Annotated in this window: 7 protein-coding genes and 2 pseudogenes; 4 read left to right on the forward strand and 5 right to left on the reverse strand. The window is 60.0% G+C overall.

Annotated features, from left to right (window positions below; translation table 11 throughout):
- The first annotated feature begins 155 nt into the window (after positions 1 to 155).
- Entirely contained in the window at positions 156 to 626 is a 471-nt protein-coding gene (locus ACWEF2_RS23015) for a hypothetical protein (protein WP_453818281.1), read from the forward strand.
- A gap of 128 nt (positions 627 to 754) precedes the next feature.
- Positions 755 to 976: pseudogene (locus ACWEF2_RS23020) on the forward strand (transposase); the annotation flags it as partial.
- A gap of 58 nt (positions 977 to 1,034) precedes the next feature.
- Here the strand turns inward: ACWEF2_RS23020 and ACWEF2_RS23025 are convergent.
- From ACWEF2_RS23025 to ACWEF2_RS23035, 3 genes and pseudogenes are all read right to left on the reverse strand, one after another.
- Positions 1,035 to 1,775: a class I SAM-dependent DNA methyltransferase gene (locus ACWEF2_RS23025; RefSeq protein ID WP_453818283.1), complete on the reverse strand. Its 741-nt coding sequence runs from the start codon at positions 1,773 to 1,775 to the stop codon at positions 1,035 to 1,037.
- Positions 1,776 to 2,035: 260 nt separating this feature from the next.
- Positions 2,036 to 2,316, reverse strand: a pseudogene (locus tag ACWEF2_RS23030) (transposase family protein); the annotation flags it as partial.
- Between the two features lie 131 nt (positions 2,317 to 2,447).
- Positions 2,448 to 3,905, reverse strand: a complete 1,458-nt coding sequence (locus ACWEF2_RS23035) for a DUF4041 domain-containing protein (RefSeq protein WP_453818285.1) — start codon at positions 3,903 to 3,905, stop codon at positions 2,448 to 2,450.
- A 683-nt stretch (positions 3,906 to 4,588) separates the two neighbouring features.
- Between ACWEF2_RS23035 and ACWEF2_RS23040 the strand changes: the two genes are divergently transcribed.
- Positions 4,589 to 5,527, forward strand: coding sequence for an exonuclease domain-containing protein (locus ACWEF2_RS23040; RefSeq protein WP_453818287.1), 939 nt, complete (start codon positions 4,589 to 4,591; stop codon positions 5,525 to 5,527).
- Between the two features lie 72 nt (positions 5,528 to 5,599).
- On the opposite strand, the gene ACWEF2_RS23045 is transcribed toward ACWEF2_RS23040, so the two are convergent.
- Positions 5,600 to 6,385 (reverse strand): uracil-DNA glycosylase family protein, encoded by a 786-nt coding sequence (locus ACWEF2_RS23045; RefSeq protein ID WP_453818289.1) that lies wholly within the window; start codon positions 6,383 to 6,385, stop codon positions 5,600 to 5,602.
- A 492-nt stretch (positions 6,386 to 6,877) separates the two neighbouring features.
- On the opposite strand from ACWEF2_RS23045, the gene ACWEF2_RS23050 reads away from it, so the two are divergent.
- Entirely contained in the window at positions 6,878 to 7,669 is a 792-nt protein-coding gene (locus ACWEF2_RS23050; RefSeq protein ID WP_453818291.1) for an HNH endonuclease signature motif containing protein, read from the forward strand.
- Positions 7,670 to 8,137: 468 nt separating this feature from the next.
- Here ACWEF2_RS23050 and ACWEF2_RS23055 read toward each other — a convergent pair whose 3' ends face one another.
- Positions 8,138 to 12,541, reverse strand: a complete 4,404-nt coding sequence (locus tag ACWEF2_RS23055; protein ID WP_453818293.1) for a hypothetical protein — start codon at positions 12,539 to 12,541, stop codon at positions 8,138 to 8,140.
- Positions 12,542 to 13,540 lie beyond the last annotated feature (999 nt).

Here is a 13,540-nt window from a genome sequence, read left to right on the forward strand (position 1 = left end):
ATGATGAACAGTCGTGCCGGACGGCGGACTCGACTTCCGTTCTTCCGAACCCCGGCGCCGACCAGGCCTAAGGCCCTACTGTCGGCTCACCGCCCACAGGTGGCACCGTCTCCGGACCTCCTGGCCTACGGGCCACCTCCCCACGAGGAGTCTTCATGATCACACTTGGGCCGGATGAGCAGGCGATCCACCGTGCACTACTGGATCGGAGTCGGGCTGCCGACCCGGCGCAGCCCCTGGATGCCTGTCTGAGCTACAAGGCGCTCGGCCTCATGATTGACCCGGACGGGATCAACACCGGGATGAGCCGACCCCCCTTCCGGGCGATGTTCCCGGCCCTCGGCCACGTCAGCACGTATGAGGTCGAGCACGGCCGACCGATGCTCTCGGCGCTGGTCGTCTCCGAGAGCTCGCATGAGCCAGGCCCGGGCTTTGCCGAGCTCGCCCGGAACCTCAAACTCAAGGTCGAGGACGACACCACCTTCTGGCAGGAGGAGTTGGAGCGAACGCTCCGGTTCTGGTCAGCCCAGGACCCGGTCCTCGTCCTGGATGCCGCGGTGGATCGTCTGATGGGTGAACTCCAGGCGATCAAGAACTCCCTGCGGGAACTCCAGCAGTCCGCGTAGCGGCTGGCAAGATCAGCGGGATCAGGCCCTCACCTGCCTCGCTGATGGTCGGACGACACTGGGAACTCCTAAAGAAATGATCTTCGAGGTGGTTGGATCACTCCGGGACTGACGATCCGGGGGTCGGAGTGGCTCGGTCGAAGCCGTGGGAAGTCGACCACGAGCTGTGGGCGGTGATCGAGCGGCTGCTACCGAAGGTGGAACGTCGGCCCCGGCACCCCGGGCGAAAGCGGCATCCGGACCGGCTGGTGTTCCAGGGCATCCTGTTCGTCCTGCACACCGGGATCACCTGGGGGCATCTGCCGCAGGAACTCGGCTTCGGCTCGGGCATGACCTGCTGGCGACGCCTGAACTCCCGATAGAAGTTCAAGACAGGCACGGCCAACGTTGACGGCCCGGTGGCCGACCTCAGGCTGGCTTGCGCCACACGGAGACGTGCTTCGCGGAGTCCTGGGTGAACGGAGACCCGTCCCAGTCCGCAACGCGACGTTCCAGCTCGAGCCCAGCGATCCGCGCCATCAGGTCGAGCTCCGCCGGCCAGGCGTACCGGTGCCGGGAGTTTTCGCGGCGGTAGTGGCCGTCGTCGCCGTCGCGGGTGAAGTGGTGCGAGACGAGCATCTGCTCGACCAGGTCGAAGGTGTCGAAGCCGAGATGCTGCTGAGAGACGTCGAACGGCACCGCGACCTGGCCGGGCGGCAGGAGCCGCAGCGGCGGCACACCCAGCTCGATGACGAACCGGCCGCCGGGCTCCAGATGCCGTGCGGCGTTGCGGAAGCACTCGACCTGCTCATCCTGCGTGAGCAGGTTCGTGATGGTGTTGTAAACGAGGTAGACCAGGGTGAACCCGCCGGGAACGACGGTGGTGGCCATGTCCCCGATGACTACCGGGAGGGTGCCCTCGTCGACCTTGCGCCGCAGCACCGCTGCCATGTGCTCGGACAGTTCGATGCCCACCACCGGCACGCCGCGTTCCCGAAGCGGGACTCCCACCCGTCCGGTTCCGATGGCGAACTCCAGCGCCCGGCCGTCTCCGGCGAGCTCGGCGAGGAAGGCGAGGGTCGGTCCGAGAACGGCAGCCGAGGACGCTTCGGCCTCCTCGGCGTCGTAGCGGTCGGCGGTCGCACGGGTCCACAGTTCACTGCTCGTCACGGGTGGCCACTGTGCCGGGTGCCGAGGGGCGCTGTCGACGCATTTAAGTTCTTCGCGGCTCAGCGTGCACCGCCCACAACTCGTCGCCGCCTTGCCAGAGCTTCGGCCGAACCGCCCCGCACCCCGGATCATCAGTCCCGGAGTGATCCGACCATGTCCGATGTCACTTGATGCTTGACGGATCAGCCTCGGAGATCATTTCGTTAGGAGTTCTAAGCCGACGCCCCGGACCCGCAATAGATCTTCCAGAGTGAGCCTTTTCATCCTGGGTAACGCCCCTCTTCAAGAAGCTGCAAGACGAGGATCACCTGCACGATCGGGGTGATGCGACGTGGGCGGCAGCGCAGCTTGGTCAGCATCTTCCAGGTCTTCAGGGTCGCGACGGCGCGCTCGCCGATGGCGCGGATGCGGGCGTGGGCGCGGTTGGCATCCTTCTGCCTGTGCGACAGTCACGGACGGTGGCGCCAGCGCTGGCCCGAGAGCCGATCGGGCCGGCTCCGCGGGCCGCGGTCAGGTCGCGGATGGCGCCGGGCAGTGCGGGCAAGACCACGCCCCTGACCTGCGACTCACTCAGCGATCTACTGACCTGCGAGAACACTGCCGCCCTCTGCCTCTGCTCTCCACCGTCCTCCAACGCCATGTTCCCCCAATGTGCCCCCGGGCCCCATGCCGTCAGACGTGCGACTCCCCATCCCCCACTGCCGCCGTCGCGTGAACCGACTGACGCCACTCCAGCGCCTCGGGGGTGTCCCGGTACTCCAGCAAATGCTGGCCCGCGATCTGCTCCAGCAGATCCCTGACCTCCGCGGGCGTGGCCCGGAAGAACTCCCTGCGCGGGTTGACCCGGTTGACCCGCCGGTCGTTCAACGCGGCGTGCAACCGCCCCTCCAGCCCGACCGCGTCGTCACTGAAGATCAGCGCGTGCGTGTCGAACCTGAACGGCACCGAGGCATCCCCCAGCTCCCGCACCCGATCCTCGGGTTCCAGGCGGCGGGTCATGCCGATCTTGACGACGTCCTCGCCGAACGCGCCCACATTGGAGATGACGTACACGTAGCCGGCCCGGACGTTGGCCTCGCGCGCCTCGACGTCACTGACCGCGGCGCCGATCTCCTCCAGCTTCGCCTTCAGCTCCTCCGCCCCGGCCTCATCGCCCTTGGCAATCAGCTTGGACAGCGCAGAACGGTAATGGGCCTCCTCCTTACGGAGCCGGGCCTTCTCCCGCTCGAACTCCCGCCGCGCGGCCTCCTCCTCACGCTGCCGCTCGCGCTGGGCACGGGTACGCTCCTTCTCCTCCTCCTGCTTGGCCAGGTAGTCGGCGGTCAGCTCCAGCTCATAAACCCGCAGCCGGTGATAGTCGCCACCGACGTGGATGTCCATCGTCTTGCCAAGCTTGACGATCATCTCCACGGCCTTCTCCAACCGGTCGACGGCCGACTGCAGCTTGTACGGACGCATCGTGCGCACACAGTTGTCGGCCTCGGCGTTGTAGGCACGCAACATCAGCTTGGAGAAGTCACGCACCATCCGGCGCCCCTCGGCCGCCGACCCGTTGACCTGCCAGCCCGTGGAACCCAGCACCGCCTTGCCGCCCCTGGCCATCGCCTTGATCCGAGCCCTGACCTCCGCCAGCCGCTCCTTGTAGGCCACCGCGTCGCTCAACGGATGCCGGTAGTCATAGACCCCGGCCTCCTGCAACAGCACGGTCTCCTCGGTCTGCACGATCTGCCGCTCGACCTCGTGCAGCCGCCGCATGGCGTCCGCGACGGCCGTCTGCAACCGCCCCTGCTCAGCACGCAACTTCTCGGTCAGCGCGGAGACGCCCATGGCGTCCATGCCGCCCAGCCGCTCGATCCAGGCCCGAAGCTCGGCGTTCTCCGCCTCCAGCCTCTTCTTCCCGCCGAACAGCCCTCCGCCGCTCCGCTCCGGCAGCACAGGCGCCGGGGCGGGAACGGGTTGTGACGGCACCTGAGGCACGGGAGCAGGAGGCGGTGCCTGTACGGGCACCCAGAACTGCCAGCCGGGCGGCGCCGGCGGCCACGCCGGATCCGGCCGCCACCCTTGAGGAGGCCGCCAGCCCACGGGCGGAACCGGCCATCCGGGAGCCGAGTTGAACCTGTACTCCATCATGGGCGTCCTCCTCGACCGTGTGCTCTTCACAACACATGCCACAGGAGGACAGCCACCTGGTCTGATCGGTTTACAACGCCCGCAATGATCCAAAAGAATGTCACCTGAGAAGACGGACATCCACCCGAGCCTTCGCCTCTTGCCGTTCTCGGCTCCTCTCGTAGACCTGGGTGTTCCGCGCCGTGTTTCTCAGCCATCTGGGACTACTTCCCAATCCAGCCTCTTCTCGGGCCCCGTCTCGCGACCAAATCGTGGGCCGGGTGTGTAGCGCACACGTCGTGTTGACCTGCGGCGCGTGTATTGGCCGTAGCCAAGCGATCACCACACCCCAAACCCATCCAATATGGGCATTAATGACTTATCCGACATATCCCATGAATTAGTGACGCGCTCACCCTCACGCCCTCGTGGGAGGCACAATCGACCCCGCGTTCGAAGCGGGATAAAAGGTCAGCGACGAGCTACATCATCACTGACCTGCGGAATACCAGCGATGTGTAAGTTTTCGTCCGGCACCCACACACACTCCAATTCACTCTGCTTGTGAACCAAAGCCCCCCGTGAGGCGTCATCTTCGTATCCTCCAGCAAACCTCGCCGTTTCGTCGGAGGCCGATATCGACACGATCGGAAGCATCCAAGATCAAAGATAAGTCCATCTCCCGCAAAGTCCCGAGGAGCGAGATGAGCGATTCGTGGGTTGCGATCGACTTCGAGACCGCGAATTCACACCGTGGCAGTCCGTGCGGTGTCGGCATGGTAGGTGTCGAGGCGGGCAGAATCACTGAGACTCTCACCACCCTGATTCAGCCACCCGCGAAATACGCCTGGTTCGCCCCCTTCAACGTCAGGCTCCACGGCATCAGTGAGAGCAGTGTGCAGGGCGCGCCCACCTGGGAGGAGAGCTTCCAGAAAATTCTCGAGTTCGCGGACGGAAGGCCATTGGTCGCCCACAATGCCGCCTTCGACCTCGGGGTCATCCGGGAGGCCTGCACCGCATCGGGCATCGTCTGGCCCGACATCGACTATGCCTGCTCCCTCGTCATCGCAAGACAGACCTGGTCCCTCCCCTCCTATGGTCTGCCTTACGCAGTCGAGGCCGCGGGCAGCACGATTCTCAATCATCACGAGGCGAGTGCCGACGCGCGTGCCGCCGCCGACATCGTGATCGGCGCCCTACGTGTTCACGGGGTCACGACGCTCCATGACCTGCTCGCCAGCCGTAAAATCCACATGGGGCGACTTGCGGCGGGCTCCTGGTCGGGGTCTCAGAGCACCCATGGCAACGCACGCGCCCCCTTGCCAGGAGCGAATCGCGACGCGGACCCCGACGGACCGTTCTATGGACTGACAGTCTGCTTCACCGGCACACTGCTCAGCATGCCCCGGCAGGAAGCTCATGATCGCCTTGCCGATGTTGGTGGCCAGCCCGCGGCCGGCGTGACCCGTAAGACCGACATCTTGGTGATTGGTACCCAGGATCCCGTCAGGCTCCGGCCAGGCGACGATCGAAGCGGTAAGAGCAAGAAGGCTGAAGAGCTCCTCGCCAAAGGTCACGGCATCGAGGTCATCAGCGAAGTTGACTTCCTGGAACGGCTCGCCTGCAGCGAACCCACCAGGTAAGGATGAGAGCGCCCCTGTTTCGCATGAGCGCCGGACGATTCCGCGACTTTGTTCGACCTTCCAGTTTTCTGATCAGAAGAACCTCGCCCATTCGCGGATTCTCCGAGCCATCTCGTCGCGCCTTTCAGCGTACAGACGCGCCCGATGCCCATTGGCCCCGGAGGGGTGCGGGAAACCGGAAAGAACTCGCTCTCGCGAGACGGCTGTGAGCCCGACGGCCGTACTCGCCGCCTTGCCCAAGGGGATCACAAGGGCATCAGGGACCATTTCGAGGTTCTTGTCGAGGACCTGACGAGCGAACGCGGTAAGCACAGGGTGTCGATCAACCGCAGGAGATCCTGAGTAGTTCGCTCCCTGAACGAATACGGCGTGGCAGATGGCCGATGTGCTCGCGAGGAGATCGGAGCGGTCCGCGAACAGCCCGGCTGTGCTGTCAAGTCCAAGCGCGTCATGGAGTCCGATCCCGTCCAACATCGAGATCATGTTGGTACGCATGGAACCAGCGAAGCTTCCCGTCTCGTCCGCTTCCTTGAGCGCCTCGTCGAGGGTCCTGCCGCTCCGTAGGGCCCGGACAGCGGTCCGCACAGCCAGATGCATCTGCTGGCGGCCCGGTGTGAGGCCGACAAGCATTACACGGGCATTGGCGTTCACCCAGTCGAACGGGACGAAGTAGATCTCCAGTTTGTGGTCCCGGTAGAGAAGTAACTCGGGACTGGCGACCTGCTCTTCGGTGATGTCCGGCGAAAGCGAGCAGAGCGTATCCTCGAACGCCGAACTGCACCATGACGGGCTGATGACACCTCCGGCTGCTGGAGCGATGTAGCAGGTGTGCTCAGGCACGATGGACATGTACGTCATGATCGAATTATCGCCCATCCACTGATCGATACGGCAGATCGCTCGTCGGCTCACGACTCCCGCTACGCGACCGCTCCACACCGGATCGTCAGAGGCGAGGGACGTTGCCGTAAGGGCGAGAAGCTCCGCCGCAGGTCAGAGAGGGAAGGCGGACGAGTCGGTCTGTAGGCCGGGTTCTAATTCCGCCCGCCCCTGACCTGCGACTCTCTCAGCGATCCACTATCTGACCTGCGAGGACACTGCCGTCCTCTGCCATCGCTCTCCACCGTCTTCCAACGCCATGTGCCCCCGATGTGCCCCCAGGGCCCATGTCGTCAGACGCGCCCCTCCCCCACCGCTGTGTGAACCGACTGTCGCCAGGGAGCAGGCGGAAGGTCTCGCAGGCTCTCCGAAGGCTGGGCCTAGTGGAAGAGTCGACCAGCACACGTGGAGATCTCAGGTAATCCTGCTACCTCACCGCGCTGCGAGGTAGTGAAATCTAGGCTCTTCCCCATGGCGATCTCAGAGCGGACCCGGAAGATCATTTGGGTGGAGTCGGGTGGTCGTTGCGCCATCTGTCGACGCCAGGTCCTGACTCCAGGTAGCAAGACAGACGATCCATCGATCTTCGGCGAAGAGTGCCACATCATCGCCCGCGGGGCTTCCGGGCCAAGAGCCGGCGGCTTGGGCGAGGAGCTCATAGACCACCACTCAAACCTCCTGCTGTTGTGCAGCGAGCACCACAAGCAGATTGACGACCAGATCGCGACATTCACCGTTGAACGCCTAAACGAGATCAAGAAGTCGCATCGCGAGTGGATCGCGCACCTGGGCAATCCCGATGGCGGCCCTGTTCGCCTTGTCCCAGATCCCAGCTTTCCACGACCGCGTCTCCTGACGCCGATCACCACAGGGAACACTCTTTGGGAGATGCTCCTCAGGGCAAAAGCCTTCGAGTACGCCTACGCCGACCATCAGCCCGAAGCCGCAGAAGATTTGACGATCGAGTTCCTCGATATGATCAAGGATTACCTCGACATCGCGAGTGAACTCGACACCATCAGGGAGCAGCGAGATGCGGCAAAGCTCTTCGGGTACTACATCAGCCGCCTCGCCGAAAACGACTATCTGGTCGGTGCATGGGTACGCCATATGTTGCTGACAGGCGGACCAACTCAAGCCGAGCCCTCGCCATGGGAAATCCTTCGGGTCGAAGTCATCCCCGCAGCCACCGCCAAGGTCGTCGATAGTAAGGGAAAGCCCGTCACGATCCCCGATCCACCGAGTGGCCCTCAGGTGAGCTGAGCGTTCTTGAACACCTCCAAGGTCGTCACCATGGGCTGGCACTGCTGGACGTAGATCGAAAAGCTCCTCCCGGATCACTCAGGAGGGCCTTTCCTCTGGGAGCCGCCTTCGGAATTCGCCCCCGAGACCCTTTCACTACGAGTCAATGGCAGGTCTCAGGCTGGAGGGCTCACGCCCTGGTCAGGCGGTAGATGCGGTTCGATGGAGTGTGATCACGTAAGACGGTGTTGCTGTACCAGCCTTCCCTGCAAAGCGCGGCGCAGCCTCTTGATCAGCACTCACTGTGCAGGATCTCCATCGCCTGGAGCGCGTCATGACGACACGGACCGCCTCTGGTCAGGGGGGCTGTTAGAGGCTATCGAGCCGGTGTTGCCAGACCATCGGCATATCGATCCGGCCATTGGGTCGCCGCAGTTGTCTCCCGGCCGACCGAGCCCCGACTGGTCGCCGCCTGCCCCGTACACGCGACTACTGGGTGCTACTCCAATCCCAGTACGCCGACGCCGTGCCATCCGGGTTACGCCCAAGACGCGGAGGTACATCACCTTGAGTAGGGTGATGAGCTTCCTCGTCATCGTCTCCGTGCTCGACGCGCGCATTGCTCGCGGCAGCGATGCTGGCCTTATGCGCCTCATCGCTGATCACTCGTTCGGCGATGTGGTCAAAAATGTATGTTGGAACATCATCGTCGGAATCCGCCTCTGCCAGTGCTTCAAGTATGAAAGTAACAGCTGTAGCTTCATCGTGGCCAGCATGTTGCATCGCCCGAATGATCAGAGTGGATGTCGCCTGGATCCTATCGGATTGCCATAGAACACGCAGAAGGTCACTGACCGACAACTCGTTCTCGAAAATCGTATGACGTTCAGGATGACGGTCCAACAGGGCCTCTGCTGATTCGCCCGCTCCTACTTCCTGTAACACTTCGACAAGACGGGCAACGAGCCAACCGCTTTTGAGGCCGGCATGCCGGGCCGGGTCTCGGCGAAGAAGTTCCTCAACAGCACCATACGCGTTGACTGTGTATAGCGCATCCAGCATTTCTGCAACCACTCCAGGATCCGTAACGTTAATATGCCTTACAGCACCTCGGTTTAGGATCTCCGCGACGTGGCTCCCATTCCCTACCGAACCCAACGTGCGAATCAGGTGAGCAGCCGCGTAGCTGTCGCTAATGTCAAAGTGTGCCGCTGGCCTACGTGCAAGTAGGACATCTATGGCCTTTTGTGCCCCAAGTCTGCGAAATGTAATCAAAAGGTGAGATATCGCATAGGCGTCCTCAATATTGCCGCTTTGTGCCGCCCGAACAGCGAGCACAGAGGCTTCTTTTGAGAATCCAGACGCTTTTAGGTCTTCTATAAGCCCTGTAATGGCACTGCTTTCGGCTTCCAGCTGCTGAATCGGTATACGACCTATTAGGGTTTCAAGCGCCTGGTCAGCGTCAATATCCCTGAAGACCGACAGCATGCATCTAACAGCGCCTATATCGCTGACACTAACCTGTTGAGCGATTCGGCTGGACACCTCGAAAGCGGTATGCTGCTGGCCGCACTCACTCAAGGTGGAGAGCACATCGTGCGCGAACCTACTATCCCTGAGGAGATCATGGTTCAGAAGTTGGCCTGCAAGTGAGGCGAACTCTGCATGCGCTCCTATCTCGTGGAAGGCTTTAAGGAGGTCGCACGCGCCATGCGGGTCATTGGAGATGACATGCCGTGCCGGATCACGCTGTAACACGTCATTAACAATGGATTTTGCATTTATCTGCTTAAGTGTGCGCAAAAAGCGCGCGATTTCGCGGCCATTATTTGCCACTAGGTGCTCGGTAAGATTGCGCACGCACAACCGCTGCAGTGCGTCGCTATCGCCCGTGTCATGGATGGCATGGAAAAGTGGTATGACGATCTCGCCGTCAGTAAGTGGAACGACATCTACGGCCTTACGAGCAAGGGAGGAGGCAAAGTCTTTGAGATCGTGTTCATTCAATACGCGCAACAGCACTACTACAGCTCTTATGTCTTCGCAAGACACGTGGTCGATTGGGTTGCGCCGCAGAATATCGGTTAGTAGGTCCACCGATTCGACCTTAAATGCAGCGCCTATCAGGCTGGCGATCTTATAGCAGTCATCTAGGGGCATACGCCGCCCAGGCCTTTGGGATAGCATTTCGGCGACGGCCTCGTTTGCCCCCACCAAGTGGAGAGCCTCGAGGAGGTGTGTGAATCCGTAGCTATCATGGGATGAAGCGTGTCGCTCTGGATCGCGTGCGATAAGGTTTCTGATCTCATTCTTCGCACCAAGTGCTCGTAGCGCGTGTAGTAGTTGCGCGACACCGTAAGCATCAAGCTCCACATGCTTGCTTGGGTCGCGTGCCAATATATCGTTTGAGATAGAGTCGGCTCCGATAGCTGGACAAGCTGCCAGGAGTATGCTGAGCGCGTTCGCATCCTCTAAAGAGACATGTCTGCCGGGTCGACGGCCGATCAGAAAATCAGCCTCGCGCTGCGCACCGATACTCATAAATGACTGTAATAAGTAGCTAATCCCAAAGGCTTCTGTCAGTATCACATGTTCAGCCGGGTTGCGATTGAGTAGGTGCGCTAATGCGCTTTGCGCCCCTACCTCCTGAAAAGCTTCGATCAGATCAGCGATGCTCGTGGGTTCGCTGAATGAGACGGCTTTCGCTGCGCGAATAGATAAGTCCTCAAGCGCCTCCTGGACGCTTAATTTTCTGTATGTGCGTAGAAGGCTTGCAACGCCAGCACCATCTGCTACATCGATGAATTCATTAGGACTGCGTGTGAGTAGTGTTTCAACTTCCAGTTTGGCTCCGACGGTCATGAAGGCTTCTAGCAATACGGCAATGTCATATCCGTGATGGAGCTCCACCTGAAGGGATGGACGGCGGCCTAGCATAATTTGTAGGGCATCGCTATCCTGCAGTGCGTGTAGCTCATTGAGAAGCTGAGAACTATCGCAAGCATCTATCAGAGAAGCATTTTCTGAAACCCACATAGCCGCATCATGGATCGCATCAGGATTCACGATCTTGAGAACGCGTAGAATATGCAGTGCTGCACGTGGAGTGCTGGCCTGTACGGCGCGACGCCACAGTGCAATTGCGTATCGATATAATCCAAAACGATGTGCTGCCTCACCTAGGCTGCTCAAATCATCGCCATCGTATGTGTGAGTGAGTAAGGCATCCCATAGCGAAGGAGGACCAGTCTTCTCCTCGCGGATTCGCCGCATCTGATGATCGAGATAGTCGGCTGGCCTACAGGCTAGTTCCTTGCCACCGACCTGCAGTTTATATGGAGTGATCGCTGTAAGCGTTTTTCGAATATCGGTGCGGCTGCCATCGAGTCTTGCCCCCTTAATGAGGGCCATGACGTCTGTCCTTGACCAGTCCTCTTCTAGAGGTCGATGCTGGGGCTTAAGATATCCTTCTGCTGCCTGTTGAAGGAGCCGGATCGGCAAAGGCTGGCGATGTCCAAGGCGGCTAGCATCTAGTGCCGCAGTTGTTATGGCTATCTCACTCGCTGTGAATATGCTTTGCTCAAGGTATGCCGAGAGTAGTTCAGGGCCGCCAGCCAGATTTTGAATGACGTTGCCCGTATCTCCGGCGCTTGAAAAAGCTGCCAGTAGCCTTTGGTCGTCTGAATAGTGTTCAGCGAGGCTCTCGCATTGTTCGGCAGTAAAGTGGCCAGGAACACTTATTACACGGGTGTGCGGTCCCGTCAGTAGAGTGCGGGCGGCAGAGTGCGTGTCCGGAGAAACACCTTGTGCGGTGAGTTCGGAGAAGTACGGTTCTCGCCACAGTGTCCCAGCTATGACGTGTTGAAAATTCGACTCTGTCGCCAGAAGGCGCGTAAGGACATTTGCCACTTGCGAGCTGTTGTGCCCATACAAGAATCGTTGAGTTTCATCTAACCACCACACCACGCCGTGAGGAGGTTCACTTGTTTGGCTTGAAATTAAGTGTAAATTCTTAAGAAGATAACTCAATTCATCCGTATCCGCGGGACAAATCATCGGCCATGAGCGCACAATTGGAACTGTGCGTAATGTTTCGAATAGCGCACGCGTTTTACCTACAGTCGACCCGCCCACAAAAACGACCATAATTGATCGGTGGAGATCTATGGCACGCCCGAGTTCTCTTCTCAGCTTGCGGTCGTGGTCACGCTCGAAATAAGGGGTAAGGCCTATTTCATCGCTCTTGTTATCAGCATATGTATGAGAGGCAGGTAGGACTGCAGCGTGTACTCCTAGCTCCAACGGATTCCGGTTCTCAATTGATCGGCAGTCGATGGAGTTGCCGTAGTTGAGTGGCGGCCAGCCCTGACTCATCGCCCAGGCTTCCGCCGGTAATCGGCTATGGCCGGCGCTGGCTGTTATGACGGTCGCTAGATTTATGTCAGTTACTTGCTCGATTGCGCTGAGGGGAAGACTGCAGATTTCGTCTGTGAGGCGCTCATGCCCCCATATTTCAATGGCGACGCCAGGGTGTACAGGCCGCAGTTGATTATCAATGAACTGGTCTACTTCGCCAGTGAGCGTATCGTTAGTCAGGTAGCGCCAAGTCCTTACGTCCCGGTGCTGGGCGAGGCAACCCTCGAGGTCGCTTTGAATCTTCGCCTTCGTTTTTTTAGCCGATTCTCCTCGCGTGGCATGAGCAGCGAAGAACGTGCGCGCTTTGGGGCAGTACCCGTCATTTTTAGTGTCCCCATGGGCGCCAGCTACTCGTACTGGCTGATAATCACCTGGATAGAGTAATGCGGCGAGCCGGTCACACATAGCTTGAAAGTTGGCGCCATCTAGCGTGGCGATGTAATTGCGGACAATTTTCCGCCTGGAGTTCGCGTCCATAAATGTTGGCCATTTCGTGTATGAGAGACCGGAGAGAGCCCAGACGACGATACATCGTCGAAGGCACCTACATCATGCTCAGTTTGGTTTTCGCACCGACGGAACTGAACGCGCTGTGCGAACAGACTGGCCAGCCGCTCCCCTTGGAAACCTTCTAAGTTCGCACCCTGCGCAGCGGGAACCCGCTTGTACCTCACCGCCCTCAAGGCGTGACACTCGGCAACGCCTCTGGTGTTAAGGACGTAGGATGGCTCGTCTCAGTGGTATCTTTGCACCCGCTGCTCCAGCCTTCCTGCAGGACGACGTTGCCGGGCATCCCGTATCGCGAAAGCAGTTCCATGAGCACACCGTAGAACCTTTCGGCGTCTCATAAAGGTACACAGCCAAATCTGCTCACAGCCGGAACTGCCCCCAGGCCGCATGCCCGGCCGCCGAGCAGGTGTAGAACCGCGAGGCGGTATAACGGATCTCAACCCTCGAAGCTGATGGCAAGGACCGACGAAGTCGGTCCGCGGCAGCGATCGCCCTAGCTATCAACAGTGAGCACCGAAGTGAGCGATCGTCACGGCCCCAGCCAATTTATTTCATGCCGTTCGACCTTGATCCTCAGATGAAGGATAAAACCCGGAACATAATCTGCAGAATTATCCGAGTGCGCATAATTGACCAAGCTTATTCTCCTTCGTCGTCAGCTTCAGTGTCGGCAGCGCCTCTACTCGATAGATAATGGAACAGTCTGACGGCATCTCGCGTAGCCAACTGTTGAAGGTTGAGATCACGCAAGAGATCTACCTCATCATATAATTCTCCCCCAATGGTGCTCACGACTGGCGTCCACTCGCCCCCACCGGTTGCATAGTCTGTCCACACCGATCCGATGTCGACGCGATTGTGTGCAATGTGGTTCCGACATTTGATCGCTCGGTCAAAGAGGTCTAACTCGTCGATCCAAAAGTCCCTGTCGTCTGGATCGAGGCCTGCCTCAATTGATCGCAGAAT

The sequence above is a fragment of the Streptosporangium sp. NPDC004631 genome (assembly GCF_053601935.1).

Excerpts from the sequence above, each read along its gene's own strand:
- ACWEF2_RS23015 (WP_453818281.1), top strand. The coding sequence starts at position 156 with ATGATCACACTTGGGCCGGATGAGCAGGCGATCCACCGTGCACTACTG.
- ACWEF2_RS23035 (WP_453818285.1), bottom strand. The coding sequence starts at position 3,905 with ATGATGGAGTACAGGTTCAACTCGGCTCCCGGATGGCCGGTTCCGCCC.
- ACWEF2_RS23040 (WP_453818287.1), top strand. The coding sequence starts at position 4,589 with ATGAGCGATTCGTGGGTTGCGATCGACTTCGAGACCGCGAATTCACAC.
- ACWEF2_RS23045 (WP_453818289.1), bottom strand. The coding sequence starts at position 6,385 with ATGACGTACATGTCCATCGTGCCTGAGCACACCTGCTACATCGCTCCA.
- ACWEF2_RS23050 (WP_453818291.1), top strand. The coding sequence starts at position 6,878 with ATGGCGATCTCAGAGCGGACCCGGAAGATCATTTGGGTGGAGTCGGGT.
- ACWEF2_RS23055 (WP_453818293.1), bottom strand. The coding sequence starts at position 12,541 with ATGGACGCGAACTCCAGGCGGAAAATTGTCCGCAATTACATCGCCACG.